Source organism: Acidobacteriota bacterium (genome assembly GCA_028875575.1).
In the GTDB taxonomy this organism is placed as follows: domain Bacteria; phylum Acidobacteriota; class Terriglobia; order Versatilivoradales; family Versatilivoraceae; genus Versatilivorator.
Map to the genome: position 1 here is coordinate 14875 of JAPPDF010000075.1, position 26365 is coordinate 41239.

The 26365-nt window shown below is 60.1% G+C and carries 20 protein-coding genes; 17 read left to right on the forward strand and 3 right to left on the reverse strand.

Annotated elements, in window-relative coordinates; translation table 11 throughout:
• Nucleotides 1-235: 235 nt before the first annotated feature.
• From OXI69_11285 to OXI69_11310, 6 genes are all read left to right on the forward strand, one after another.
• The gene (locus tag OXI69_11285; protein MDE2666724.1) at nt 236-463 is read left to right on the forward strand and encodes a hypothetical protein; all 228 of its coding nucleotides are present in this window, start codon (nt 236-238) and stop codon (nt 461-463) included.
• A gap of 361 nt (nt 464-824) precedes the next feature.
• Entirely contained in the window at nt 825-1601 is a 777-nt protein-coding gene (locus OXI69_11290) for a DUF3386 family protein (protein MDE2666725.1), read from the forward strand.
• A 243-nt stretch (nt 1602-1844) separates the two neighbouring features.
• On the forward strand, nt 1845-4097 hold the full coding sequence (locus tag OXI69_11295; protein MDE2666726.1) for a TonB-dependent receptor: 2253 nt from the start codon (nt 1845-1847) through the stop codon (nt 4095-4097).
• A 189-nt stretch (nt 4098-4286) separates the two neighbouring features.
• On the forward strand, nt 4287-5522 hold the full coding sequence (locus OXI69_11300; protein ID MDE2666727.1) for a PepSY-associated TM helix domain-containing protein: 1236 nt from the start codon (nt 4287-4289) through the stop codon (nt 5520-5522).
• 283 nt (nt 5523-5805) lie between these two features.
• Complete coding sequence (locus OXI69_11305) at nt 5806-7047, forward strand: PQQ-binding-like beta-propeller repeat protein (protein MDE2666728.1); 1242 nt, start codon at nt 5806-5808, stop codon at nt 7045-7047.
• A 193-nt stretch (nt 7048-7240) separates the two neighbouring features.
• Entirely contained in the window at nt 7241-9721 is a 2481-nt protein-coding gene (locus tag OXI69_11310; protein MDE2666729.1) for a TonB-dependent receptor, read from the forward strand.
• Nucleotides 9722-9802: 81 nt separating this feature from the next.
• Here the strand turns inward: OXI69_11310 and OXI69_11315 are convergent, their stop codons facing one another.
• The gene (locus OXI69_11315) at nt 9803-10780 is read right to left on the reverse strand and encodes a transcriptional repressor (GenBank protein MDE2666730.1); all 978 of its coding nucleotides are present in this window, start codon (nt 10778-10780) and stop codon (nt 9803-9805) included.
• A gap of 213 nt (nt 10781-10993) precedes the next feature.
• Here OXI69_11315 and OXI69_11320 point away from each other — a divergent pair, with 213 nt between their 5' ends.
• The 11 genes from OXI69_11320 (at nt 10994) to OXI69_11370 (ending at nt 22657) form a co-directional block, all read left to right on the forward strand.
• Complete coding sequence (locus OXI69_11320; GenBank protein ID MDE2666731.1) at nt 10994-11437, forward strand: OsmC family protein; 444 nt, start codon at nt 10994-10996, stop codon at nt 11435-11437.
• Nucleotides 11438-11593: 156 nt separating this feature from the next.
• Complete coding sequence (locus OXI69_11325; GenBank protein ID MDE2666732.1) at nt 11594-12781, forward strand: aminotransferase class V-fold PLP-dependent enzyme; 1188 nt, start codon at nt 11594-11596, stop codon at nt 12779-12781.
• Between the two features lie 24 nt (nt 12782-12805).
• Nucleotides 12806-13282 carry a glycine cleavage system protein H gene (locus tag OXI69_11330; GenBank protein ID MDE2666733.1) on the forward strand — a complete coding sequence of 159 codons (477 nt, stop codon included), beginning with the start codon at nt 12806-12808 and terminating at the stop codon, nt 13280-13282.
• The gene (locus OXI69_11335; protein MDE2666734.1) at nt 13275-14414 is read left to right on the forward strand and encodes a cobalamin biosynthesis protein P47K; all 1140 of its coding nucleotides are present in this window, start codon (nt 13275-13277) and stop codon (nt 14412-14414) included. The genes OXI69_11330 and OXI69_11335 overlap by 8 nt, the downstream gene beginning before the upstream one ends.
• 2 nt (nt 14415-14416) lie before the next feature.
• Nucleotides 14417-14824 (forward strand): hypothetical protein, encoded by a 408-nt coding sequence (locus tag OXI69_11340; protein MDE2666735.1) that lies wholly within the window; start codon nt 14417-14419, stop codon nt 14822-14824.
• A complete protein-coding gene (locus tag OXI69_11345) occupies nt 14821-15714 on the forward strand; it encodes a ferredoxin family protein (protein ID MDE2666736.1) in 894 nt (297 codons plus the stop codon). The genes OXI69_11340 and OXI69_11345 overlap by 4 nt, the downstream gene beginning before the upstream one ends.
• A gap of 4 nt (nt 15715-15718) precedes the next feature.
• Nucleotides 15719-16924 (forward strand): radical SAM protein, encoded by a 1206-nt coding sequence (locus OXI69_11350; GenBank protein ID MDE2666737.1) that lies wholly within the window; start codon nt 15719-15721, stop codon nt 16922-16924.
• 30 nt (nt 16925-16954) lie between these two features.
• A complete protein-coding gene (locus OXI69_11355; GenBank protein MDE2666738.1) occupies nt 16955-18745 on the forward strand; it encodes a polyprenyl synthetase family protein in 1791 nt (596 codons plus the stop codon).
• The gene (locus tag OXI69_11360; protein ID MDE2666739.1) at nt 18696-19562 is read left to right on the forward strand and encodes a hypothetical protein; all 867 of its coding nucleotides are present in this window, start codon (nt 18696-18698) and stop codon (nt 19560-19562) included. Before OXI69_11355 ends, OXI69_11360 begins: the two co-directional genes overlap by 50 nt.
• Before the next feature lie 141 nt (nt 19563-19703).
• The gene (locus OXI69_11365) at nt 19704-19985 is read left to right on the forward strand and encodes a hypothetical protein (protein ID MDE2666740.1); all 282 of its coding nucleotides are present in this window, start codon (nt 19704-19706) and stop codon (nt 19983-19985) included.
• 797 nt (nt 19986-20782) lie between these two features.
• Nucleotides 20783-22657, forward strand: coding sequence for a squalene--hopene cyclase (locus OXI69_11370; GenBank protein MDE2666741.1), 1875 nt, complete (start codon nt 20783-20785; stop codon nt 22655-22657).
• Here OXI69_11370 and OXI69_11375 read toward each other — a convergent pair.
• Nucleotides 22648-24168, reverse strand: a complete 1521-nt coding sequence (locus tag OXI69_11375; GenBank protein MDE2666742.1) for a sodium/solute symporter — start codon at nt 24166-24168, stop codon at nt 22648-22650. The two genes, OXI69_11370 and OXI69_11375, sit on opposite strands and share 10 nt — an antisense overlap.
• A gap of 283 nt (nt 24169-24451) precedes the next feature.
• The gene (locus OXI69_11380; protein ID MDE2666743.1) at nt 24452-26026 is read right to left on the reverse strand and encodes a sulfatase; all 1575 of its coding nucleotides are present in this window, start codon (nt 26024-26026) and stop codon (nt 24452-24454) included.
• Nucleotides 26027-26365: the final 339 nt, after the last annotated feature.

Here is a 26365-nt window from a genome sequence, read left to right on the forward strand (position 1 = left end):
AGTCGGTAACCTCGTACTTCTTCCTTCCGTTTACCGCCCCCCGCCTCAGATGCAGGCACAACATGAACAAGAGAGTGGCGGAGTGAACCTCGAATCAAATGAAAATGCATATCATTTTCAAAATAGTATTGACATCCCCACCCATTGGTCGTATGCTCGCGCTTTACTGAAAGTGAATATCATTTGCAGTACTTTTCAGATGAGTGAGACGAGGTTGATGAGACCCGGAGGGGTCATGGACAAACCTAGAGTATTTCTGGCCAAGAAAGAAAAGTTCGGGGCGATTTACCAGTGCGAATGTGGTTGCTACCACCTGCAGGTAGGTCCTTTCAATGTGGCCCTTGCCGAACAATCCTACCTGGAGCTGGTGAGCCTGGTGAATGAGAGCGCTGCCAATTATGAACTATATCGGGAACAGAATGTGATTGATAAGAACGGCGGTTGCGGCGCTACTCCAACCTGAGCCGAATCGAAACATGCCGGAAAATCGGGTTGCGCTAAGCTGCACTCCAGTGAACCGATCACTGTCGGACCAATCCCGTGTACGCCAAACAGGCCATGAAAGCGGTTGATTCCCAAGCAAAATGGTTGTCAGGAAGCCTGATGGTGTCGTCGCTGGCCGTGCTGGCTGCGCTTCTCTCATGGTTGTTCCTGTTTTGACGGGTGTCCTCAATGAAGGAATTGCGATTGGAGTGGATCCCCCATGGATACTCGGTCTTGCGTGTCTGACGCAGGCAATCACTGCAGTATCGATCGGGTACAAGAGTTCGAGACTCAACCGCCAGGAGAGGGCGACAAGCAGTCATTAGTCTGAAGGAGGTTCCATGCAGCCAAACCAAGAAAGAAACAGATGGTCGATCATTCTCGCCGTAGCGATCTTCCTCGCTTCCCTGCCGGTTCTTCTGATCGCAGATTCCAAGCCCACGGCGACCGAGGAACGGGAAGGAAAAGGTCATACGCTGTTGCAGGGGACCCGCGAACACCGTGAGGCCTTCAGTCCTGAATTCGGTGGTTTTCGCGCAGAACTGAAAGTTCGTTTGGATGGAAGTCTGCACACGGGGACTCTCCTGTTCAAGCCGCCCCGCACTGTCGAGGTTAAGGTGGAGGCCGAAGAAGCCCACCGGAGCGTGGAGGAAACTCTGCGGTCCATGATTTTTCACCGTATGCCGCCGCGGAGACGCGACGGCACCCAACCGCAAAAGTCCCTCCGGCTGGGGCCTCCCGACAGCCACCGCCTCGGACGCCTGGTCCATCTGGGTGACAGATACGAGTCGAGTTACAGAATCCGTGACAATCAGATTCGCGAGATTAACCGCCAAATGGGTGACACCCGTCTGCTGATCACCGTGATGGAGAATCAGTTCACCCCGACGGGCCGGCACCTGCCGCGGCATTTTCTGGTGACCCTGTTCGACATGGAAAGCGGAACCCTGAAGTCCGCCAGCGCATATACGGACGAGTACGTCGAGATGGATGGCAATTATCTGCCAAAGCGAAGACAGATTACCAGCACCCGAAAGGGCCGTACGCAGAACCTCGACATTTTGATTGAGGAGATCGAACTGTTGGAGGACTTGAAGCTGACCAGTTCAAAGGAATGAGGCAGAAAAGCGGGCAGCGTGTGCTTTGGACGCATGCCGCCTGCAATCCTGCCCCACGAAACAGCCGCGAGAGGATGGCATCCCCGGGCGACCGGTTACCGCTCGGTCATTATAGCCGACAAACCAGCCATGCGCCATCCTACCTGGCGCGCCCATCGCTCGCCCAGGCCATCCTCTTCCGGCTGTCCAATGCAGAAGTCGTTTTAGAAGGGAAACAACCTTACTGAGGTGGCAATAGCAGTCATGGGTAGAAATACACTCACATTTCTTATGGCAGTCATTTTCACTTGGGCGCCGCTTCAAGCCCAAAGCGACAGGTTTTTGATCGAGGGCACGGTCATCGATTCCACGGGCGGCGTGCTGGTGGGTACGGATGTGTTTCTCCGCGACACCCGTTCCGGGCTTGAAATCCATCAAGTCACCGACTGGCAGGGTCAGTACCGATTTCTTGTCGCCCAAGGATCCTACGAACTCACGGCGGCCGAAACCGGGTTCGAGAGCGCGACGGAGAGTGTCACGGTCCAACAGGACGTCGAAGTCAACCTGGAGCTGGCTCCCGAGATCCTGGCCGACCAGGTGGTAGTGGTTTCCGGCTCCAGGGAGCAGGAACTGAGCGAGAACTCGAACACGAAGGTAGATGTCATCCCCAGCACCATGCTGCACGATACGGGCTACGAGACGGTTCGGGACGTCCTGTCTGAAGAGCCGGGTATCATCACGCGCAGCGGCTCATCCGGCAACCGGTCCGAAACCCAGATTCAGGGGATCGATTCCCGCCAGTCGCTGATCCTGATCGACGGTCTTCCGATCGTGGGCGCCAAGGGAATCAAAAGGGGCATCCTGAACATGGATCGCCAGTCGGTCGGCCGCCTCGAACGCATCGAGATCGTGAAGGGAGCTTCCTCGGCTCTTTACGGTTCCGATGCCATCGGCGGTGTCATCAACATGATTACCCGTGAACCGACCCAGGCGCTGGAGGGTAGCGTCACTGCCAGCGGTGGGACCCTCAACCGGTTCGATGCCCGCACAGACATCGGATTCATCAAGGACAAGTGGAGTGGGTTCTTCGAGGTGGAACGTCACAAGCGAAACCCCTACAGCCTTATTGACGACGATATCAGAACCACGGGATATGGATTCCACCGCTACGACTATCTCGGCAAGCTGGCCTACAAATTCTCGGAGAACGTTTCGCTGCGGACGATGGCCAATGCTTTCGACAACCGGGAGAAGGGGAGATACCAGGGAACTTTTGGACCCACGGGTACCATAACCAATGATAGCGCTCAGAACTACAGCACCACAATGGATATCGGACTCTCTCCGATGACTCAATGGAGTATGCGTGGCTACTACGGCAAGTACGATGAGAGCTCGGCTTTGGATATCCTTGGCCAACCGGGGGAAATCAATGACACCGCCAACCTCAACCAGCGCCTCTACCGCTTTGACAGCTCGGTGTCTCAGGTGATTGGCAGCCGGCAGCTTCTGCAGGGAGGGGTCGAGTGGACTCAGGATCAATACCGCGGTTACAACCGGGTTCTCGGAGACAACGCGGGGCAAGGGATCACGATGGTCGACCTCTGGATCAACGATCGCATCTCCCTTCACAACCGTCTTTCGGTCACGTTGGGTGGCCGTTTCAACAACCACAGCCGCTACGGAAAACATTTCGTCCCGCGGGCCAGTGCGCTGTTTCGAGTCACCGACAACCTGCGTCTTAGGGGAGCGGTTGGGCGCGGCTTTCGTGCCCCGGACCTGGGTCAACTCTATTTCCGTTTCCAGAACCCCACCCATTTCTACCAGGTTATCGGTAACACCCATCTCGAGCCGGAGGAGTCCACCACCTATCAGGTCGGCTTTGACTACAATCCAAGCAAGTTTCGGTTCGCCGTGAACTTCTTCCGCAACGACATCAAGGACCTGATCCAGGCCGAATACCTTGGCTTTCCCACCAGTCCGCACGCAATGGCGGAACTGCTGGGATCCTTCAGGATCGATCCGGTCTTCAACCCCAGCCTGTTCCGCGCCTTTTACCACTACCAGAATGTTCAGGACGTCTACACCTCAGGTATCGAGAGCAGGGTGGAACTGAGGTTGACCCGAAACCTGCTCTTGTCCTCCGGCTACACTTACCTGGACGCGCGGGACAAGGAAACCAATGCCTTCCTGAGCCAGCGCCACCGCCATCACGGCAACTTTCGAATCTTTTACAGCACCGACAAGTTGGGAGGATTGCGAACCAACTTGCGCGGGACCTATTTCGGCAAGTGGCCCATCGCCGGACGTGGCGGCAGCTCGATCGGCGAGTCCTACCAGATATGGGACTGGTACCTGGCCAAGCCTCTCAAGCGGGGAATCGAACTGTTTACGTCGCTCGACAACCTGCTTGACAGCCAGGATCCAGGATTGATGTCCATCCAGCCCACCTTCTTTCGGGCCGATCCGGGACGCCTCGCACGGGTGGGCATCCGCTGGGAATTCGGGGTTGAGTAAGGCATTCATTCAATCCTGGGTTTCTTGAGTCAAACCGACCTTCTTGGTGTAGTCACCGAAAAACTGTGAGCAGGTCTGTCCTTCCGACTTCAATGGGACGGACCTCGTTCAGGAAAACGACACTCTTCTCGCCGATTGCAGCACTAGGTTCAGGTTCACCTTCGAACCACAACTGGGAAAGACTCATCAATGAGAGGTTTCTGGCATAAGCCTCGAGAACAGCGCTGGCGTGGTTGGATTTTTCGGATTCACCTCTGGTCCGGCCTCACCATTGGGCTCTGGGCCATTATCATTGGAGTTTCCGGCAGCGTTCTGGTCTTCAAGGATGAAATTGAATCTCTGGTCGAATCGAAAGTCTTTACCGTTGAACCACAGCCGGGACGTGCCTCACTGGACGCCGTGGTCGCCAAGATCGGAGACCGCTTTCCGGAGCACACTGTGCTTGGGTTCGGGGGCCTGAACGAAAAAAAACGATCCCACCTGGTCCGCATCGGACGACGGGACACGGATCGCAGGATCGTGAGTCGGTTCTATGTGCACTACAACCAGTACACCGGCGAGATTTTGGGTTCGTACCCCCACCGGAGCGGCTTTTTCGGTTTCTTTGAGAAGTTGCACTTCTATCTCTTCATGGGGCGGACCGGGATGAAGGTTAATGCCTTCTTCGGGCTGGCTCTTCTCACGATGTGTGCGACCGGCATCGTGATCTGGTGGCCGGGTGCGAAGAGGTGGAGAGAGGGGATTCGAGTCAAGTGGGGAGCCGGCCGGAAGCGAGTCAATTACGATCTCCACCGCGCCACCGGTTTCTCGGTTGCGGTCTTGTTGGCAGTGATGGCGTTTACCGGCTTTTATTTCGGATTTCCCTTTGTTGTCATGGAAGCCTTGACGAGGGTGGCCGGCGCCGATGCCGCCGAGGTCAGGAAGTTCTTTAGAGGTCCAAAATCGCAGGTTGTGGAGGGTGCGCCGCGAATTTCTCTTGATTTGCTCATCCGCAAAAGTGCGAAGCTGTTTCTACCAGGAACGGAACTGTCTCGCATCTCCGTCCCCGCCCGGGCCAATGGTGCCTTCACCCTGGCCGGCGTGCGCTCGGGCAACCCGGCGCTTCGGGGGCGAACCGGGGCTTACATTGACCAGTACAGCGGACAGGTTCTGGCCTCATTTGATTCACGTGAGCAGTCTCCGGGAATGCGGCTGGCGCTTATGCTCAGCCCCATCCATTTCGGGCTCTGGGGTGGGATGTGGTCCAAGGGACTCTGGTTCCTGCTCGGCCTTGCCCCGGGAACTCTCATCACCACCGGCTTCCTGATGTGGTGGAATCGGGTTGCGGGCAAGCGCTATCGCGCCTGGCGACAGTCATCTTTGGATACCCCGGCCAAGGCAGGTCCCGGACTCTCACAAACTGTAACCGACAAAGTTCAGGCATGAAACGGTGTACAACGTGCACAATGTACGAACTGTGGGGGCGGGACCCGGGTATAAGAGCCGGTTGCGACCTGAGAAATGTGGTCCAACTTGACGAGCAATAGCCCTGGTTGTCATTCTAAGCGAGGTTCTCGCCACTGCAAGGACATCCAACGGAGACACATGGCCGAGAATAGCCAGGAGAATTGTCGCGTCTACCGAGAGTCGGTTCACCGAATGAGTGGCAATCATCGATTGCACGACTTCCCCGCCCGTTTCACTATGCCGTGATAGGAGGTTTCCTTTGATGTCAGAGAATCATTTTGCCCAACATCTTGGCCGCAGGGCTTTTCTGGGGGCACTCCTTGCCCCGACCGCGGTTGCATTTGCCGACTGGAAAGAGTTTCGCGGAAACGGTTCCAGCTTGATTGCCGGCAACGAGCGCCTGCCGATGGAATGGTCGGATCAGGCCAATCTCTCCTGGAATATCGCAACTCCCGGATATGGTCAGTCCAGTCCCGTCATTTTCAATCGACACATTTTTGTGACGGGTGTCGAAGGGCCTAATAAGGAAACGCTGCTGCTCTCGGCCTTCGATATCTCCGACGGAAGAATACTCTGGACCCATCGGTCGGCGCCGGCGCAGTCTATCAAGGAATCGGACTATATCAGCAAGGCAGCGCCGACCCCCATTGTCGATGCTGCCGGTGTTTATGCATTCTTCGAAACCGGCAACCTGGTGGCCCTCGACCACCAGGGAAAACTCCGGTGGGAACGCCGGCTGACGGACGAGTTCGGTGAATTCGGGGGACGACATGGCGTTGGCAGTTCGCTTCGACTTTGCCAGCCGGGCGTGATGGCCCTGGTGGCCCACGACGGCCCTTCCTATCTAATCTGTGTTGATCCGCGGACGGGCAAGACCGTGTGGAAGACGGACCGGCCCAAGAAGGTTTCCTGGACCACGCCCGCGGTGATGGAGCACCACGGTCGCGAGCTGGCGCTGGTCAGCGGCGGAGACCGCGTAGAAGCCTACGACACCAGAGACGGTTCCCTGCTTTGGACTCTGGAGGGGTTCGAACGGGCGTCCGTCGCATCACCCACTCCGGTCCCGGGAGGAGCGATCATCGGTTCCAGCAAGAAGGGCTGGACGTCGGCGATCCGGTTCGGCTCGGCTGTTTCTGAAACCCCCGCGATCGCTTGGCGGGCCTCCGAGGCTACTTCCTATTTCAGCTCTCCCCTGGTGCACCGCTCGCGCGTGTACATGGTCAACAAGGCCGGGGTCGCCTTCTGCCTGGATCTCAAGACTGGTGAGGAAGTGTGGCGCCAGCGACTCAAGGGACCCTGCTGGGCCTCCACCATTGCAGCAGGCGACTCCATTTACTTCTTCGGAGTCAATGGAAACGTTGAAGTCTATGGCGCAGCCGATACTCTTTCGAAGATTGCCGAGAATCAACTGTCGGAAGAATCCCGCCTCTACGGCATTGCCGTGGACGACGGGAAACTGGTCCTCCGCTTCGGCCGTCGACTCGCCTGCATCCGGCAAGCCTGACCCGCTGCCGTTCCCTCCCGAAGTTTCCTACATAGGCCTCTGCCTTCCAACCCCTGGCCTGGACAGCCACCGCACCGAAAAAATATTGCAATTGAATTTCAGTTTCATAATAATCGGCTGCAGGTAGCGACTCTCCAGGGAGCACAGTCCGGCGCCCCGTCCCTTCGTCACCACCGCTAAGGAATTTCCACTCATGCCGAAACCAGGAAACTTCATGCTGCGGGCATTGGTCTGTACGCTCTCGATCATTCTGGCCTCAATCTCCACGGGCTACGCAGCCACCTTTGGAATCCGAGGCCAGGTGCTCGATCCCTCCGGAACTCCCATGTCCGGGGCTACGGTGACATTGACATCGGGCGATCAGAGCCCCGAAAAAAGTCTCCAAACCGGAGAGGACGGCCGTTTTCGCTTCGGCGACTTAAGCCAGGGGAGTTATCGAATCACTGCTTCAAGCCGGGGCTATCGCACGGCTGACCGGAGTCTGAGTCTGCCGGAGGATGCGGCTGATGAGGTCCAGTTGAGGTTGCAGCCCGATCCGAATTTGACCATCTACGAGCGCATCATGGTGGTGGGCGATCCCGAGCGTGTGGATGAAATCCCCGGTGCAGCCCATATCATTGGTCCGACAGAGTTGAAGAGGCAGAAGCAGGGGCTGGACGATATTCATCGCATGCTGAGGCAGATCCCCGGTGTCAATATTCAGGAAGAGGAGGGCTACGGGCTACGGCCCAACATCGGGATGCGAGGGACGGGAGTGGATCGAAGCTCCAAGATCACCCTGATGGAGGACGGTGTCCTGATTGCACCGGCTCCTTACGCTGCCCCCTCGGCCTACTACTTCCCCACCTCGGGACGCATGCGATCGCTGGAGGTTCGAAAGGGTTCCAGCCAGATCAAATACGGCCCCAGAACCAATGGCGGTGTCCTGAACCTGGTGTCCAGCGAAATCCCGCAAGCGCTGAGCCTGGATGGCAAGCTCGGTTTCGGGTCCGACTCGGCGGGTCAGGGACACCTCAACCTGGGAGGGACTCACGGCAACTTCGGATGGCTGCTCGAAAGCTACCAGGTGAAAACCGATGGCTTCAAGGAACTGGACGGCGGAGGGAACACGGGATTCTATATCGGCGATTATATGGCCAAGCTTCGCTTTCAAACGCCTCTGGACGCCAGGATTTTCCAGCAATTCGAGGTAAAGCTGGGCTCCACCGAACAGGACTCGGAAGAAACCTATCTGGGCCTGACCGACGATGACTTTGCCATCAATCCCAACCGTCGCTATGCAGCCTCTCAGATCGACCGATTCGACTCCAACCATCGTCAGTATCAGGCCCGGTATTTCGTTGCCGTTCCCGGTGGTCTGGACGTGACCACCGTTGTCTATCGCAACAACTTTGCCCGAAACTGGTTCAAGCTCCAGAGTATTGGCGGCAACAGCATCTCCAGAATTTTCGGGAGTCCCGAAACCTATGCCGACGAGTTGGCGATCGCCCGGGGAGCAGACAGCGATCCTGACATGCTGAAGGTCAGAGCCAACAACCGCCAGTATTACTCTCAGGGCATACAGTCCGTGTTGGGCCTGCACCGCCACCTGGGAAACGCTCAACATCGTTTTGAATTCGGCTTTCGCTACCATGAGGATCAGGAAGCCCGACTCCAGCATGAGGATGGTTTCCAGATGAGTGGCGGCCGCATGAACCGAACCAGCTTTGGCCCTCCCGGTAGCCAGTCCAATCGACTTAGCGATGCTGAAGCGCGATCCTTCTTTTTCCAGGATGAGATCCAGTGGGACCGCTGGACGGTCATACCCGGCATCCGCTACGAGAATATCGACCTGACCCGGACGGACTTCTCCAAGACCGATCCCGGCAGAACCGATCCAACCCGGGTCAGGACCAATGCCGTGCAGGTGGTGATCCCTGGTGTGGGGGTCAATTTCGATGCCAGTCAAAACGTGCGGCTCTTTGGCGGCGTCCACAAGGGTTTCTCGCCGCCGGGGCCCGGATCGAACGAATTTACCGAGGCCGAGGACAGCGTCAACTACGAGTTCGGGTTCGGTCTAGGTCAGCTGGGCTTCAACACCCAACTGGTGGCCTTTTACAGCGACTACGGCAATCTCCTGGGGGCAGACACGCTGGCAGCCGGAGGACAGGGAACGGGAGACCTCTATAACGGCGGAGAAGCCCGTGTTGTGGGTTTGGAGGCCTCGGTATCGTTCGACCCGGCTGCAAGCTCGCAGTCCGGAATCTCTTTACCCGTGCAGATCGCCTATACCGTCACCGACGGCGAGTTTCGAAACGCCTTCGACAGTGCTTTCGGCCCTTGGGGGGACGTGGTCGTCGGAGACCAGCTTCCCTATCTGCCTCGTCACCAGTTTTATGCAAGCTTTGGCGTCAGGACCGACAAGTGGGATGCAGGCTTAGACACCCACTGGGGGAGCAGCATGAGAACCGTGGCCGGCCAGGGAGCGGCCCCTTTGCTGGATCGCACCGACGCCTACGCCGTGCTCAACCTGTCGACGGAATATGAGCTCTCACAACGGGCCAGTCTATTTGCCAACCTGCAGAACGTGACCAACAATCGTTACATCGTGGCCCGCCGCCCCGCCGGCGTTCGACCGGGACTTCCCCGTCTCTTCATGGCCGGGATTCACTTCAGGCTGGGGAGTGATCGGTAGGACTTGAGCACTGCTACGGGAAGAACCGCCAACCGCTTGAGGGTAGGTCACACCGTCTTTTCAGAGCCGATCTCAGGTTCTTCAGGCTGGGGAGGGAGGATTGGACGGGCCCAACAGCCGATCGCACTCCTGCTGAATCAGATCGCAGTGCTCCAACTCTTCCTCGGCAAACTTCTGAAAGATGGCCTTGCCGCGGGTGTCGTTGAATCTTTCGGCGTAGCGTTTGAAAAAACTGTGGGCTCCCTGCTCCATGGAGAGAGCCAGGTGTAGAGCCTCTTCCAGGCTCAACCGTTCCACACCTCGCTTCTGGAGCTCTTCGGGACTGGGGAAAAGTCGATTGAGTTCGTTGTAGTCGAAGTGCAGGAATTCGGGAGCCTTCAGTATCCGCTTGTTCCGCTTTATCAGGGCCTCCCACTCTCCCTCAAGCTCCCTCAGGTGCTTACCCTCTTCGGCCGCCATATCGAGAAAAGCCTTTTTCCCCCGCGGGTCCTTGGCTGCCTTGGCCAAGGCCTGGTAAAAATTCACGCCGTTTCTCTCGGTCTGCAGGGCGATTTGGAGGGCATCGCGGGCAAAGACCAGGTCGGAGTCGAAATCCTCGTGCCGGGCCGGGCGATGTTTCAGGCAGTCCTCACATACTCCGAACACCTGGAAGTGGTGGCGCACCGGCCGGAAGCGATAGCGTAAGACGACCTGTTCCTGAAGCTGCTCCAGCTCGGGGCTGAGGAACTCGATCGTCTTCGGACACTCCACGCATATGATGTGATGATGGTGAGGGCGCTTGTAGAGCGGTTCGAATCGGCTGCGGCTGTCTCCCAGGTCGATCTCCCTTGCCAGACCCGAGTCGGTCAGGGCCTTCATGGTTCGCGAGACGGTGGCATACCCGATGGTCTTGTCCTTTTGCCGGACCTGGTTGTATAGCTCCTCCGTGCTCAGGTGGCCTTCGGTCTTGAGAAAGTTGTCGAGGATGACCTGGCGCTGGCGGGTGATCTTGAGCTTTTTCTTCTTCAGATAAGCGGCAAAGATTTTCTTCTGTTCGGCCAGGTCTCGGTTCGCAGCCATGTTGGAGTCTTTGGAGAGGGTGTCCTGTATGACGATCGATTTAAGCAGGTTCGCAACGCCGCGAAGTATAGCATCTCCTCGGAACGGGCTACAACCGGCCCGAGCGGCTGTCAGGAGCCAGGGTATCTCCCGGACAGCGGCAACAGTCTCCCAAAAATTTGAGTTATGATGCTGGTGGTGGCCCGTACTCCAGGGTCCGACAGGGAGCAATCCATGGCCAAACAGGTGCAGGTCCGTATTGACCAGGCAGGGCCGGCGACCTCCACGGCCCAGGTACGAGGCCATCGAATTTCAGTGGATCGTCCCCTGGAAAGAGGGGGAGACAACCGAGGCCCCATGGGAGGCGAGCTGATTCTGGTAGGCCTTGGGGGGTGTTTTACCAGCAACCTTCTGGCGGCCATCCGCGCTCGCCAGGCGGCTGTTTCGGGGGTGTCCACCACCGTCACCGCCACCTTGGCCGAGAACCCCTCCCGGTTTGCCGCCATTGACCTGGCCGTATCCGCCGAGTGCGGCGATGCCGCTCTTTTTCACAAGCTGGTCACCATTGCGGAACGTGGTTGTATCGCGGCCAATACCCTGCGCGACGGCGTGAAATTGACGGTTCGTGTCGCTCAGGCGGAGCCGGCCGTTGCCCCGCCACGCCCCGGCGACGCTTGATCCAAACCCGCCTGGGACGGTCCGTCTCAGTCGGGCAGTTTTGCCTTGCGGGCAATCCATAAATCCAATAAAATCCGAAGTTTCTGGGCAATTACCGATCCGTCAACGCCCGGGAGACCGTTTTCCGGTGCTGTGGGAAAGGGGCCTCATCGAACGATGGCCGTCTATCTGGATTGCGCCGCCACTGCCCCGCTGGATCCTCGGGTGCAGCGGGAGGTCATGACCTATCTGGAGGTTGAATTCGGCAATGCCGGCAGTCGGCATCACGAGTTCGGTACCAGAGCCCGCAGCGCCGTGGAAAAGGCGCGTGTCCAGGTGGCGGCGGTGGTGGGCGCCACCCGGGGCGAGATCGTCTTTACCAGCGGCGCTACCGAAAGCAACAACCTGGCTCTGCTGGGATTGGCCGAACATGGAGCCAAGACCGGCAGGACTCATCTCGTCAGCACCCGGATTGAGCACAAGTCCGTATTGGAGCCCCTGCGGACCCTTTCCGGCCGGGGTTTCGAAGTCACGCTGGTAGCCCCGGAGCCCGGCGGCTGGGTGCATCCTCGGGCTATCCTGGAAGCGCTTAGAGAGAATACCCTTCTGGTCTCGGTAATGCAGGTCAACAACGAGACCGGTGTCATTCAGCCCATCCGGGAAATCGCCCGTTTGCTTGAGAACCATCCCGCCTATCTGCACGTGGATGCCGCCCAGGGTTTCGGGAAGGAAATCGCGTCGCTGCGCGACCGTCGCATCGACCTGATCAGCATCAGCGGACACAAGGTCTATGGCCCCAAGGGCATCGGTGCCCTGGCGACCCGCCGGCGGAACGGAAAGCGGCCTCCCCTCATCCCTTTAATGCATGGGGGAGGTCAGGAACTGGGATTGCGCCCGGGGACGCTGCCGGTTCCGCTGATTGCAGGCCTCGGCAAGGCCTCCGAACTGGCTTTGGGGGAGCATCGGGAACGCAATGCGACCTGTCGAAGGTTCCGGGAGATTGTCCTGAGAAGGTTGCAGCCGCTGAATCCCGTTTTCAACGGGGACCTCGACCGCACGGTTCCACATATCGTCAATTTGACCCTTCCGGGAATCGGCTCGGAGGAAGCTATCGAGGCGGTGAGCCAGGTGGCTGCCATCTCCAACGGGTCTGCCTGCACCTCGACCTCCGAGAGTTGCAGCCACGTGTTGAGCGCTCAAGGGCTGGACGAGGATCGCATGGAGGGAGCCCTTCGCCTTTCCTGGTGCCATCTCAGCCGGCAGCCCGACTGGAACGGATTCATTCGAGCAATTGAAGCGATTCCAGTCGCGGAGCACCCGGACAGGTCAACCGTGGTAGGGATTGGTCAGGCCGGCGTTGTCTGAGGCGGAACACTGGTTACCATCCGAATGGGACAAGACCGGCAGCGGCAAATTCGCTACAAGCGATCCAGGTTTTCAACGCGGCTGCCGGTGGATCGACGCTATACCGCCTCTCACTTCTGGACTGTCGAGCAGCAATCCGGCCTGTGGCGGGTGGGAATGACCAAATTCGCCACACGAATGCTCGGCGATCTTGTAGAATTCGAATTCGACGCCAGGCCGGGCCAGCAGGTCAGCGTTGGCCAGACCATCGGCTGGATCGAAGCCTTCAAGGCCCTGACCGACCTTTATTGTGTGGTCGACGGGGTCTTCGAAAGTGTGAACCCCCTGATCGAGCAGGACATCAGCCTGGTCGACACCGATCCCTACGGAAAGGGCTGGCTCTACAGCGTCAGCGGCACCCTCGAATCCAACAGCGTGGACGTGCAGGGATACGTGGAGATTCTGGATCTCACCATCGACAAGATGAAAGAGCAGTCGGGGCACAAGGACGATCATGGATAAAGCCCGCTACATCATGATCGGTGGTTTTCTCGGGGCCGGCAAGACTACGGCCGTGTTGCGCCTGGCCGAGCTCTTGCAACGCCGCGGGTCTCAAGTGGGATTGATCACCAACGACCAGAGCCACGGACTGGTCGATACCGCTGTGCTCGGCTCCAGCGGCTTTCCCGTGGAAGAGATTACGGGCGGCTGCTTCTGCTGCAAGTTCGATTCCCTGGTAGGCGCCTCCGAGCGCCTGTCGAGGGAGCAACGCCCCGATGTCTTCCTGGCCGAGCCGGTGGGGAGCTGCACCGATTTGAAAGCCACGGTGGACTATCCCCTGCGCCGCATGTATGGCGGCAACTACTGGATCGCTCCCCTCAGCGTTATGGTGGACCCGGTTCGGGCCCTGCGCATTCTGGAGCTCGAGCCCGGCAAGTCTTTCTCCTCCAAGGTGGTTTATGTCTACCGCAAGCAGTTGGAGGAAGCCGACATCATCGTCGTCAACAAGATCGACCTCCTCAGTTCCCAGCGCCTGGAACGACTCAGTCAGGCGCTGCAGGAGATGTTTTCCCCCGACCGGGTGCTGGCTGTTTCCGCCCGCCAGGGTACAGGGCTGGAGGAATGGTTCGAACGGATTTCCCAACCCCTGGAGTCCATGCAGCGGGACCTTGAAGTGGATTACGATACCTACGCCGAAGGAGAGGCGCTGCTGGGTTGGCTCAACTGCAGTTTGCGGGTGGAGGCCAACGCCGGTTTTGACGGCAATGCCCTTCTGCACAAGGCGATGACGGCCATCCAGCGACGCCTCCGGTCCCGGGAAATCGCACACTTGAAGATGACCTTGACCCCTGACGAGCAGGGCAACGATATCGGCGTGGCCAACCTGACCGGTACCGATGGCGTTCCGGAGCAGTCCCATGTGTTGCAAGACCCCCTGAGTACCGGGGAACTCATTGTCAACCTGCGAGCGGAGGCCGATCCGCAAGCTCTGAGGAGCCTGGTTCTGGAGGTTTTAGAGGCCATCGGCCGGGATGATGGCGTGGCCGTCAAGATCGAGCACCTGGAAGCCTTCCGGCCGGCCCGACCCACGCCCACCCATCGACTGCGGGCGTCGCAATCCGGTATGGCGGCCACGCAGGCCACTCCCGTTTAGGTATGGCAAACAATCACGATGCCAACATGCCGGGTCCCGCAGTCCCGGGACCGGTGACGGCACAGCCGGGAAAAATCCTCTATTGCCGCTGCGCCTATGCCAAGGTGATTGCTCCGGATGTCAAGGATGAGGTCCTTCAACGGCTTGCCCGGTCGGGTGCAACCTTTGAGGCCGTTCCCGATCTGTGCGAGATGTCCGCCCGGCGTGACCCGGCGCTCAAGCGGCTGGCGGCGGAGGATAAAATCAGGATTGCAGCCTGCTATCCAAGAGCCGTAAAATGGCTTTTTTCAGCGGCTCAGGCACCTTTGACTAAAGATACCGTTGAAATTCTGAACATGCGTGTCGACAGCGCCGGAACGGTCGTCGAACGCCTCCTTGAGGGGTGTTCGCGAGGGGAGGAATCGTCGTGATCGCTCCCAAGACTCCTCTCCGGATTGGTCTCTACCGGAACGGCGGCCGGCCCCTGCCTGGCGACGACCGGCACTACGACCTGACCCGCAGCCTCCTCGATAAAGGCTATGCGGTTTCGGTCATCCGCTCAAACAGCCAGCTCGGAGACCTGCAGGAAGGCGCATGGCTTCTACTGGGATGCTTCGGCAAGGAAGAACCGCTTCCCGCCATGGGAAACGGGAACGGAGACAAGCTCTACTTTCGGGACATCGACGGTCTCGAAACCTCCCAGATTCTGGATGCCGTTGAGGAGGTGCGAGGGCAAACCGAGCTGCCCGATCCCGGTGGCTGGAAACCCTGGTTTCCTGTCATCGATTACAACCGCTGCACCAACTGCATGCAGTGCCTGAGCTTCTGTCTCTTTGACGTCTACGGGGTGCACGAGGACAAGATCCAGGTCCAGAACGAAAGCAACTGCAAGACGGACTGCCCTGCCTGCTCCCGAGTATGCCCCGAGGTGGCCATTCTCTTTCCCAAGTACAAGAGCGGCCCCATCAACGGCGATGTGGTCCGCCAGGAGGACATCCAGCGCGAGGCCATGAAGGTGGACATCTCGGCCCTGCTGGGCGGGGATCTCTACAGTTCCCTGCGCACGCGTCAGACGGAGGCCCGACAGCGCTTCTCCACCGAGCGGGACGAGTCTCGGGCCCTGCTGGAGCGCAAGAAGTGCCTGCGCAAGCTGAAGAAGGACTTTGACATCCCGGACGAGGTTCTGATGAGCCTGCCCTCGGCCGGCGACATACAGGAACGGGCCGAACGGGCCAAGGCGAAGCTGGCTGCCCGCCAGGAACGCTCCCAGACCGTTAAGGACAACCGCCCGGCTCCCACCGAAGACGACTGGGGAATCTAGCCTGATGTTGACCACCATGCTCTCCTTTGGCTATCGGATGGTGCGAACCACCGACGCCCGCCTGCTGTGGAAGATCGGCTACAACTTCGGCTACAAGGGCATCCGTTCGGTTCAGCGGTTCAAGGCCCGGCTCAAGCAGGGGCAGACCTTTCCCCCCTTTCTCTATGTCTCCATCACCAACAGCTGCAACCTGCGCTGTCAGGGGTGCTGGGTGGACGTCGACAAGCCCCAATCGCTGATCAGCTTCGATGACATGAACCGCTTGATCGAGAATGCCAAGGAGCACGGGAACAGCTTTTTCGGGATCCTCGGGGGGGAACCGTTTCTCCATCCCGACCTCGTTTCCATTCTGAAGGCTCACCCCGACTGCTATTTTCAGATCTTCACCAACGGTCATGCCATCACCGACAAGATGGCCTCGGAACTCCGCAGCGCCGGTAACGCCACGCCCCTGGTCAGCGTGGAAGGAACCGAAGCCGTCAGCGACGTTCGCCGTGGGCGCAAGGGCGTCCTGAACCGGACCCTGGCCGGCATCGAGGCCTGCCTGCGGCACCGCCTGATCACCGGAGTCGCCACCAGCGTCTGCCAGAGCAACTTCGACGACCTGGTCCGGGAGTCCTGGATTGACACTCTCATCGAAATGGGCGTTCACTACACCTGGTTTCATACCTATCGCCCGGTGGGGCCCGTCGCCAATCCCCAACTCGCTCTCACAGCCGATCAGGGACTCCAACTGAGGCGGTTCGTTCTGGACATGCGCAACCGCAAACCGATCGGGATCGTGGATGCCTACTACGACGACCAGGGGCAAGCCCTGTGCCCGGCGGCCACCGGGATCAGCCACCACATCAGCCCCTTTGGCGACGTGGAGCCCTGCCCCGTGATTCAGTTCGCCAATGAGTCCATCCAGGACAACCGGGGGGACCTGTTCAAGACCATGACCGAGTCTCCCTTGCTGGAGGACTTTCGGCGGACGGCTGCCGGGGCTACCCAGGGCTGCATCGTGCTGGAACGGCCCGACCTGCTCAAGCAGGTGGTGGAACGCAACGGGGCTCAAGACACCACCCTGCGGCAGGGAGCCATGCCGGAACTGGAACAGATGGAATCCAGGCCCAGCCAGTACAACCCCGGGAACGAGCTCCCGGAAGAAAACTGGGCTTATCGCTTCGCCAAGAAACACTGGTTTTTCGGATTTGGAGCCTATACCTGAAGAGGAATGGGCCAGGAGGGAGTCGACAGCATGATCCGGAAGGTAACGGATGATATCAAGAGGGTGCCGGATTCCGGGAACGGGGTCCTGCTGACACTTCCGGCCAAGGTTCCCAAGCAAGCCTATCGTCCCGCCCAGTCCAATATTCCCAACGACAAGCTGGTTCGGGTCTTTCTGAAAAAGGTCGTGGCCGATCATGTCCGCACAGTGGGCGCAGTGCCCCCGCTGACCATGGACGAGCTGCGGGAACATGCCGTCGCCGTGCTCAGGACGGCCAAGCTGGACAGTAAGTACCGGGACTACGCGGCCATCCTGGTCAGCAACGAGTCCTGGCGGGATACCTTGGCCCAGATCCCCTACAACCGCCGCCTCCTGCTGCTTCCCAAGTGCCTGCGCGTGGAAGAGCGCTGTCCAGCGCCCTTTGACGAGTTCGGACTGCTCTGCAAGGAATGCGGGCTCTGCTCGATTCAGGACCTGTCGGTGGAGGCGGAGCGATTGGGCTACGCCGTGCTGGTTGCGGAGGGCTCGGCTATCGTGCGTCAGATGATCGAGACCGGCAAGATCGAAGCGGTGGTGGGGGTCAGTTGCATCAACGTGCTGGAGAAGTGCTTCCCTCACATGGAAGCGGCCGCCGTGCCGGGAATGGCCATTCCGCTGCTCCAGGACGATTGCGTGAACACCACCGTGGACCTGGACTGGGTCTGGGACCTGATTCACCTGACGGCCGACGACAAGACCTATCGCCTCGACCTGGACGGACTCAAGAGAGAGGTCCAGAGCTGGTTCCACAAGGAGGCGCTGGCCGAGCTGCTGGGCCAACCGGAAGAGGAGACGGCCGCCATCGCCCGGGGCTGGCTGGCCAAGGCCGGAAAACGCTGGAGACCCTATCTGGCCACCTGCACCTATATGGCGCTGCAGAGTCACCGCCAGGAGGCGGCTCCCCAGGCCTCACCCGAGTTGAAGAAGCTGGCGGTGGCCATTGAGTGCTTCCACAAGGCTTCCCTGATCCACGACGACATCGAAGACGGAGACCTGGAGCGCTACGGCAGCCCGGCGCTGCACGCCGAGGTCGGGGTGCCGGTGGCTCTCAACGTGGGCGACTTCCTGCTGGGAGAGGGATACCGATTGATCTCGGAGCTCTCCATCGACCCGGTGGTTCAGGTGGAGATGCTGCGGCTGGCCTCGGACGGCCACCTGACCTTGAGCCGCGGGCAGGGTCTGGAGCTCTGTTGGGCTCGGAGTCCAAAGCCGCTCTCTTCTCTGCAGGTGCTGGACATCTTCCGCAAGAAGACAGCCCCGGCCTTCGAGGTGGCGTTGCGTCTGGGAGCCTGCCTGGGAGGCGCCGACGACGACACCCACGCCGTCCTGCGCCAGTACAGTCAATCGTTGGGAATTGCCTATCAGATTCGCGACGATCTGGAGGACTACGATGGGACCAGCGATTCGAACGACCTGGAAGCCCTGCGGCCGTCGCTGATGCTGGCCATTGCCCACAAGCGTGCCCTGCAGGGCCGGGAGAAGGATCTCATTGCCTCCCTCTTTCGGATGGACTGCCGCTATTCGCAGGTATCCGAAGAGGTCCAGCGAATCCTGGCCGAGCGCGGCGTTACCGAAAAGGCTCAGGAACTGCTGGAAGCCTACAAAGAAGAGGCGGTGCGTTCCCTGCGCTTTCTCTCCAACCCGACGCTGAAGGGGTTGCTCCGCCGGGTGGTGGGCAAGATCTTCGGCGAGCAGTTCATCGAGGGCTATTGCAGTGAGTTTGAGGCTCGAAATGCTGCAAGTCGCGCGGCTGGCCCCCAACCTGCTGCGCGAAGCCACTGAGCGGGTCGACGACTTCCTGCGGAACCAGATCAATCCGGACGGGGGATTCCGGGATCGTGCCGGCCACAGCGATCTCTACTACACCGTTTTCGGGCTTGAAGGTCTGATCGCCCTCCGCCAACAGCCGCCCTACTCGCGGATACGCCCGTTTCTGGAAGGCTTCGGGGACGGTGAAGGACTGGATCTGGTCCATCTGGCCTGCCTGGCACGCTGCTGGGCAGCTCTTCCTTCCGGTAGCCTCCCATCCCAAATCGGTCGGCGACTGTCTGAGCGGCTCGGCGTCTTTCGGACCCGGGACGGGGGATACGCTGCCACTCCGGACAGCCCCACGGGAACCGTCTACCACGGCTTCCTGGTACTGGGGGCTTACCAGGACCTGGGAGTACCGCTCCCCGACCCGACGGGGTTGGGACGCTCAGTCCAATCGCTTCAGTTGGACAGCGGAGGCTTTTCCGGTCGCCAGGGCCTGGGGGCCGCCTCCACTCCCAATACCGCGGCAGCCCTGACCCTTCTGCGGCAGCTCGGAACCCCTGCCCTGCCCGGAGGCTCCGATTGGCTGTTGGGGCAGTCCTGCCCCGACGGCGGATTTCGGGCGGGCGAGGGCACTCCGATTCCCGACCTGCTGTCTACCGCCACTGCGTTGCACGCTCTTGCCGGGATGCAGGTCTCCTTCGAGCACCTCAAGGAGCCCACGCTGGATTTCCTGGATACGCTCTGGACCAACCGGGGAGCCTTCTACGGAAACTGGACCGACGACGCGGCCGACTGCGAATACACCTGGTACGCCCTGCTCGCCCTGGGCCACCTGAGCCTGTGAGGCTCATACCCCACCCGGGAGCGCGGGCGTCCCGCCCGCAACCTTACTTCTGCAAACACGTTTCGACCGACCGCCACTCCTGTGCAAAGCGCACCAAAGCGGAGATTGACAGGACGGTGGTATGGCCATAAACTAATCTTTATGGCCGTAACGACTGTTAAATCAACCTACTCGCTGGATGTCGAATCGGTGCGGATGCTGGAGGCATTGGCACGCCATTGGAAGGTGTCGAAGTCTGAAGTGTTGCGTCGCGCCTTGCGGATCGCAGTAAGGGAGGGAGGACCGGGTAAGGCCGCCACGAGCTCGCTTGACCGAGTACAGGCTTCTCTGCGCGGGCGCAAGGTCAATCTCACGCAGTGGGCGGCAGATGTGGAGCTTGAGCGCCGCGCGGCAGAAAAGCGGCTGCCCTTCTCGTCGCCATGATTCACCTGGACACCAGCTTTCTGATTCGCGCGCTGAATCCCGGGTCGGCTGAAGACCACAAATTACGGGGCTGGATAGAAGGAGGCCAACCCTTGGCTGTGAGTGCCGTAGCTTGGGCAGAGATGCTGTGCGGCCCACTCGCCCCCTCCGAATTGGATTTGGTGGCTGAATTTGTTGGACAGCACCGTGATTTCACACCGGAGCAGGCGGTAATGGCGGCCCGCCTATTCAATGAGTCAGGAAGACGGCGTGGATCATTGGTCGACTGCATGATTGCTGCGTCCGCGCTTGCCGATGGCGCGTCCCTTGCGACCGCAAACGAGGCCGATTTTCGCCGCTTCACAACCTCCGGCCTGGAACTAACGTAAACCCCACCCATTTTCAGGCAAACTCAAGTCTCCCGGTTCTGCTTGAGGGTGATCGTTTACCTGCGGCACGAGTTCGAGGGTGCCGGCAGGGGTGGTTTCGGAGCAGATGGTCGTGCCCCCGGGAGCGCGGGTGTCCCGCCCGCATCCTTATTCTTGCAGATAGCCTCCCATTCACCACCACACCGTTGTCAAGCGCACCAAACCCCCGTTCCCAGGTAAAAAAGGCAACTGCACCGTGACAGTCGATTGAAATCCGCGAGCAAGCCACGATTGTGCCAAGCCCTGTGCGGGCGGGACGCCCGCGCTCCCGGGGGGCCTTTCTTCATGAGTTGCATTGCCTCCACCGCGAAAAATGAAGTTAGAATTTCAGGTTTGGAGCATGCGCCAAGCAGCGGTTTTGAGCACTCGCCAACAGAACGACGATAGTCGATGACCTCTCTCCCAGACCTCGATCGCGAACAACTGAGGCAGACCCTTGCCCGCACCACCGGGAAGCTGCTGGATTCACGGGTCCCGGCGGGCCACTGGGAGGGCGAGTTGTCCAGCAGCGCTCTCTCGACCGCCACGGCGGTGCTGGCATTGTCCGTAGTATTGAGGGAAGGAGAAGGACGGCTGGACCAGGCTCTGCTGGCCGCGTGCCGCGGGATGGCAGCCCGGGGAGCGGACTGGCTGGTTGAAAACCGGACCCCGGACGGTGGCTTCGGCGATACGGTGGAGAGCCCCAGCAACCTGAGCACCACGGCGCTGGTCTGGGCGGCCCTGACAGCGTTGGAGAGGAATTCCGAGGAAGCACTGGCGGCTACCCGGTCCTGGATCTGCGAGAAGACTGGAGGCCTAGATGCCGATGCGCTGGCCGCGGCCATTACGGACCGCTACGGAAAAGACCGGACCTTTTCGGCGCCCATCCTGACCGCCTGTACCCTGGCCGGTGCCTTTGGAGCCGATACCGGCGCGTGGAATCGGGTCCCCCAGCTCCCCTTCGAACTGGCCGTCTGTCCCCCGCAGTGGTTCAAGTGGCTGCGCCTCCCGGTGGTCAGCTATGCCCTGCCGGCCCTGATTGCCATCGGCCAGGTCCGCCACCGCTTCCAGCCCACGCGAAACCCCTTACTGCGTGTAATCCGCTCGCTGGCGCGACGGCGGAGCCTGCAGTTGCTGCAGAAGATTCAACCGACAAGTGGGGGCTACCTGGAAGCGGTTCCGCTCACCAGTTTCGTGATCATGAGCCTGGCGGCCAGCGGCCAGGTAGAGCATCCCGTGGTCTTGCGGGGTCTCGACTTTCTGGCGGGAACCGCTCGCAGCGACGGAGCCTGGCCCATCGATACCAACCTGGCCACCTGGGTGACCACGCAGTCTCTTTCCGCCCTGGCCGCCGGCGGAAACCTTGAATCCCACCTGGCCACGGACCAGCACCAAAACCTTCGTGGCTGGCTGCTGAATCAGCAATATCGCAGCCTACATCCCTTCACCCATGCCGATCCCGGCGGCTGGGCCTGGACCGATCTCCCGGGAGGGGTTCCGGACGCCGACGATACTGCCGGTGCTCTGCTGGCCTTGAGCCACCTGGGCCCCATCGATGCCGAGTCGAGCCGGGCTGCTTGCGCCGGGGTGAAGTGGCTGCTCGACCTCCAGAACACCGACGGAGGTATTCCCACCTTTTGCCGCGGCTGGGGGCGGTTGCCCTTCGACCGCAGCAGCCCCGATCTGACGGCCCATGCCCTGCTGGCCTGGTCAAGCTGGCAACAGGCTGTTGGGCCCCGACTTCGATCCCGCCTGCAGTCGGCTCGCAGGGGCGGCGTGAAATATCTGAGTGCTTCCCAGCGAAAAGACGGGGCCTGGGTGCCGCTCTGGTTCGGCAACCAGTCGGCCCCCGGCGAAGAAAACCCGACCTATGGTACGGCTCGGGTCGTTCTGGCCCTCAACCGCCTGGCCCGCGATGGAGGTGTTCCGGTTGAAGACATGAGGTGTCGCGGCATCCATTGGTTGCTGGCCGCCCAGAACGCCGACGGTGGCTGGGGCGGGGCCGAGGGTGTGGGTTCCACCATCGAGGAGACGGCGCTGGCGGTGCAGGCCCTGGCGGATGTCCTGGAGGAGGGTTCGCCAGCCCGGGGTCTGACGGGTGCCTCCCTTGAGACTGCCGTCTGCAAGGGGGCGAACTGGTTGGTCTCCGAGACTCGAGGAGGGCGGAACTTCAGGCCGTCCCCCATCGGGCTCTACTTCTCCAAGCTGTGGTACTACGAACGCCAGTACCCGGTCATCTTCAGCGTGGCTGCCCTGGGCCGCGCGGCCTCCACGGCTTATCGGTGAACCCTGTCCAGCGCCTCGGCCGGCGGAGGCGAAAACAGGTAGCTTGCCGTGTAACCGACGGTCAGGTTGACCGCGGTAGCCAGTCCCGCGACCCACATCCAGTTGATTCCACCCAATGGTCTCTCCAGCAGGCCCGGGATGCCGTTGAACAGAATTGAAAACGTCATTCCCGCCACTGCTCCAATGATCGCGCCCTTGGTGTTGACCCGCCGCGACAATACGCCCAGGGCGAAAAAGGATGGCATGGGAGCTGCGATTACGGCGGTGAGTCTTCCCAATTTTTCAAAGGCTGTCTGGCCTTGCGCCTGAAGTTGCCAGAGGGAAAAGACCAGCACCACGGCGCCGAAAACAAAGGTCAGCGCCTTGGCCACGAAGACCAGCTGCCGCTCCGGCGCCCGAGGTAATAGATATCGACGCACAAAGTCGTTGACTGTCACGCTCCCCATGGAGTTGATGGCCGAGTCCAGGCTGGACATCAAGGCGGCAAGGACACCCGCCATGATCAGGCTTCTGACCAGATGAGGCAGCTGGGTCGCCACAAAGGCGGGCAGCACCTGGTCCGGATGCGGAATCGTCGCCTTCAGATCCGGGTGTTGGGCGTAAAAGGCGACGAATCCCCAGGCCGTGGGTATTGAAACAAAAGCAACGAGAATCATGGCCAGCTTGCCGCCGACCATGGCTTTGAGCATCTCGGGCCGCGAACGGGTGGAGTGAAGGCGCTGGATCTCCCACTGATTGGCGCCGAAGGACAGCACCAGAAACATCTTGTTGAACAGCAGAACCCAGAAGGTCGCTTCGATGGTCGCGTCCAGCTCGAACGAGATCAACTGCGTGTGGGGATGTCCGGTCTCGGGCGAAATGGTGTTTGAGGCAATGCGGTAAATCTCCAGCGGCTGCCAATCGAACATTCCCAGCAAGAAAAAGAGAATGGCGGCATAACCCGCTACAAAAATGGAAAACTGGGCTACGTCGGTCCAGATTACCGCCCGCATGCCACCCACCGCCGTATAAGCTGTTCCCAGCATCGTAATGACAACGATGCACCAGCGCGCGTCGAAGCCGGTCGCCTGTTCGAACCCCATTCCGGTGGTCGTCATGGCCGTGCCTGCCCAAATGGTGGTGACCATCAGGAAGAGAATCGCACCGGCCGAACGGATCCAGGGGTGGTAGCGAATTTCCAGATATTCGTAAACTGACAGCACGCGCAGGCGACTCCACAATGGCAGCCAGATGGCGGCCGTCAACGGGAGCAGCACCAATCCAAGGCAGTCGGCCACCAGGCTGTTACGGCTATCCTTCAAAAAAATCCACCCCGCCACGGCCAGATAGCTGATGGGGCTGAAGGCTGTCGCCAGGTTGGAGATCCCGACGGCCCACCACGGGATGGAAGCGCTCCCATGAAAGTATTCCGAGAGCGATTTCTGCCGCCCTGAAAAGTGGGTCGCCAGGGCGACGATTCCCGACAGGTAAGCAACAACGATGAGGTAATCGACGAATTCAAATGTCGGCATGAGCGAAACCCGCATTTCCCACCAGGCCACTGGACTGATAATGCAAGTCCATTATTTTCTGCAACTCATTGGTCTGATTGGTCGTCTTGCGGTTACACACGGCGCTGGGCGTGCCCTGGCTTGTCCTTTTCCCCTCAGCGCATCCATGCTCGCTCGACCGTAGTGACCGCTAAGCTCTTCGCTCCCGAGCACGCGCTGAGGGAAAAATGCCTGCGCCATGATCACGCCCCCTGGTGAGAAATGCGGGTTAATCAGGAGACTCTAACCGATGAGGATTGCGGTATTAGTAGGTCGGCTTCCCTACCCCGCGCGGAGCGTGAAAACTGCCCCGGGTAAGGCCCCGGCCGGCTTCGATGTAGTCGTCCAGCTTCCGTTTCAGGTCGGCCACCACGTCGGGGTATTTTTCAGCCACGTCGGTCAGTTCGTCGGGATCTCTCTCACGGCTGTAGAGCTGGGGAGGATATTTGCCGGAGTATTCTTCCGGATTCCACACGGCACTGAAGTTCCATTCGGGGGTTCGCACCGATCCGATCCATCCGTAGGCCATGGTGGCGTAATCGTGAACACTCCGGGTTTCCCCGGTGACCAGCGGCCAGAAGTCCTTTCCGGTTACCCGCGGGACCGGCTCCAGCTCCAGTCGTCCCAGCAAGGTCGGAACGTAGTCGGGGATCTGGACGAAGCCTCCCACCCTTTGACCGCCGCCCTCCTTGCCGGGCAGACGAACCAGCAAGGGGAGATGGGTCACTTGGCGGCGGATGCGTTCCGGTCCCTTGCAGAACTGGCCCTGTTCACCGAGAAGGGCTCCGTGGTCCGACATGAACACCACGATCGAGTTGTCGAACAATCCCAGTTCCTGAATGGTCTTGAAGACCTCTCCCATCCAGTAGTCCACGCATTCGCTTTCAGCAAAGTAGTTGGCTCTCAGGCGTTTGACTCCCTCCTCCGGAACTTCTACATCATCGTAGGGCGGCGTGGCCCAGGTGGGTCCCTTGGCATTGGGCATGTACTTGTCCAGGAATCGCCTGGGCGGGTCCCAGGGTTCGTGGGGATCGAAGGCCTCCATGTGCAGGAAGAAGGGCTTGTGGCCGTGATTTTCCTTGAGCCAGGCCATGACCTTCCTGGCAGTGATTTCAATGAGGGATTCACCCTCCCGCAGCCAGCGGCGCATGTTCAGATTTCCCTGGTTGATTTCCCACCGCAGGTCGGCCCTGGAAAAGGGGGTGAACTGTTCCAGATAGGTTTCCGGGACCACATCGGTAATCTCCGGCAGTTGGTGGGGCAAGGTGGCGTAGTAGTCGAAGGAATGGCCTCTGATCCAGTCGTAATAGCGGTAACCCCGATGAAAGTTGCGCCCGGGTCGGGTGAAGTGAAGAATGTCGGCGATCAGGGCGGTGGCGTAGCCGGCTTCATGAAGGGTTTCGGCCAGGGTGACGTCTTCAAAGAACAACTGGTGCCAGCCGGGCATCTGCACCGGGTCGTGCTGCTGGTAGTAGTCGAAGGGCAGGATTCTCCGTCCGGTCATCAGGTTTCGCCGAATGGGAACCGTCGGCAGGGCCTCCGGGTAAGCCTCCTCGAAGATGACGCTGTCCCGGGCAAAGGCGTTGAGGTTGGGGCAGTCCACCTGGTTTCCCCCGTAGCAGGCCAGGTTGTCGGCCCGAAAGGTGTCCACGTCCAGCAGGATGAGGTTGAGCCGGTTACCCTTGTCCTTCTGGTCCGGCGGTTTTTCCCAAACTCCCCCGGTAGCACCCCTGGCGCTCTCCTCCGGCCTGCCGCCGCCGCAGCCCGCCAGGCCGACGGCCGCCGCCGAGGCCGGAGCCCGCGTCAGAAATTCCCTCCTGGTGAAATGTTTGGCGGTCATGGGAAAACTCCTTTCCTTGGCGCGAAGGGGCTGGCCCGTAGTCAGAGAGTGCCGACAGCAGCGCCGCCATCATAGCGCAATGTGAGCGGGGGCGGCACTTGCCTGAAACCAACGCCTGCAAATGAAGCAGGTACAGCTTGTGGAGCCAGTTCAGAGCCAAGAGATCATGCGGCATCTGTAAGGCCCGCGAGGCGGGGTTGCCGGACTGATTTGAAGTACCCCTGTTGCAACCGGTTCGAGCCGCCCTGTCGCACGGTCCGGAGCCGAGCCCTACCCCCCACCGCATCAGCCTTCGCCTGCGGCTCGGCTTCTGCGACTCCCCCTCAAGGGGGGAGTGAT

What these genes read in the sequence shown, in the direction of transcription:
- OXI69_11285 (MDE2666724.1), top strand. Translation starts at nt 236, where the DNA reads ATGGACAAACCTAGAGTATTTCTGGCCAAGAAAGAAAAGTTCGGGGCG.
- OXI69_11290 (MDE2666725.1), top strand. Translation starts at nt 825, where the DNA reads ATGCAGCCAAACCAAGAAAGAAACAGATGGTCGATCATTCTCGCCGTA.
- OXI69_11295 (MDE2666726.1), top strand. Translation starts at nt 1,845, where the DNA reads ATGGGTAGAAATACACTCACATTTCTTATGGCAGTCATTTTCACTTGG.
- OXI69_11300 (MDE2666727.1), top strand. Translation starts at nt 4,287, where the DNA reads ATGAGAGGTTTCTGGCATAAGCCTCGAGAACAGCGCTGGCGTGGTTGG.
- OXI69_11305 (MDE2666728.1), top strand. Translation starts at nt 5,806, where the DNA reads ATGTCAGAGAATCATTTTGCCCAACATCTTGGCCGCAGGGCTTTTCTG.
- OXI69_11310 (MDE2666729.1), top strand. Translation starts at nt 7,241, where the DNA reads ATGCCGAAACCAGGAAACTTCATGCTGCGGGCATTGGTCTGTACGCTC.
- OXI69_11315 (MDE2666730.1), bottom strand. Translation starts at nt 10,780, where the DNA reads ATGGCTGCGAACCGAGACCTGGCCGAACAGAAGAAAATCTTTGCCGCT.
- OXI69_11320 (MDE2666731.1), top strand. Translation starts at nt 10,994, where the DNA reads ATGGCCAAACAGGTGCAGGTCCGTATTGACCAGGCAGGGCCGGCGACC.
- OXI69_11325 (MDE2666732.1), top strand. Translation starts at nt 11,594, where the DNA reads ATGGCCGTCTATCTGGATTGCGCCGCCACTGCCCCGCTGGATCCTCGG.
- OXI69_11330 (MDE2666733.1), top strand. Translation starts at nt 12,806, where the DNA reads ATGGGACAAGACCGGCAGCGGCAAATTCGCTACAAGCGATCCAGGTTT.
- OXI69_11335 (MDE2666734.1), top strand. Translation starts at nt 13,275, where the DNA reads ATGGATAAAGCCCGCTACATCATGATCGGTGGTTTTCTCGGGGCCGGC.
- OXI69_11340 (MDE2666735.1), top strand. Translation starts at nt 14,417, where the DNA reads ATGGCAAACAATCACGATGCCAACATGCCGGGTCCCGCAGTCCCGGGA.
- OXI69_11350 (MDE2666737.1), top strand. Translation starts at nt 15,719, where the DNA reads ATGTTGACCACCATGCTCTCCTTTGGCTATCGGATGGTGCGAACCACC.
- OXI69_11355 (MDE2666738.1), top strand. Translation starts at nt 16,955, where the DNA reads ATGATCCGGAAGGTAACGGATGATATCAAGAGGGTGCCGGATTCCGGG.
- OXI69_11360 (MDE2666739.1), top strand. Translation starts at nt 18,696, where the DNA reads ATGCTGCAAGTCGCGCGGCTGGCCCCCAACCTGCTGCGCGAAGCCACT.
- OXI69_11365 (MDE2666740.1), top strand. Translation starts at nt 19,704, where the DNA reads ATGGCCGTAACGACTGTTAAATCAACCTACTCGCTGGATGTCGAATCG.
- OXI69_11370 (MDE2666741.1), top strand. Translation starts at nt 20,783, where the DNA reads ATGACCTCTCTCCCAGACCTCGATCGCGAACAACTGAGGCAGACCCTT.
- OXI69_11375 (MDE2666742.1), bottom strand. Translation starts at nt 24,168, where the DNA reads ATGCCGACATTTGAATTCGTCGATTACCTCATCGTTGTTGCTTACCTG.
- OXI69_11380 (MDE2666743.1), bottom strand. Translation starts at nt 26,026, where the DNA reads ATGACCGCCAAACATTTCACCAGGAGGGAATTTCTGACGCGGGCTCCG.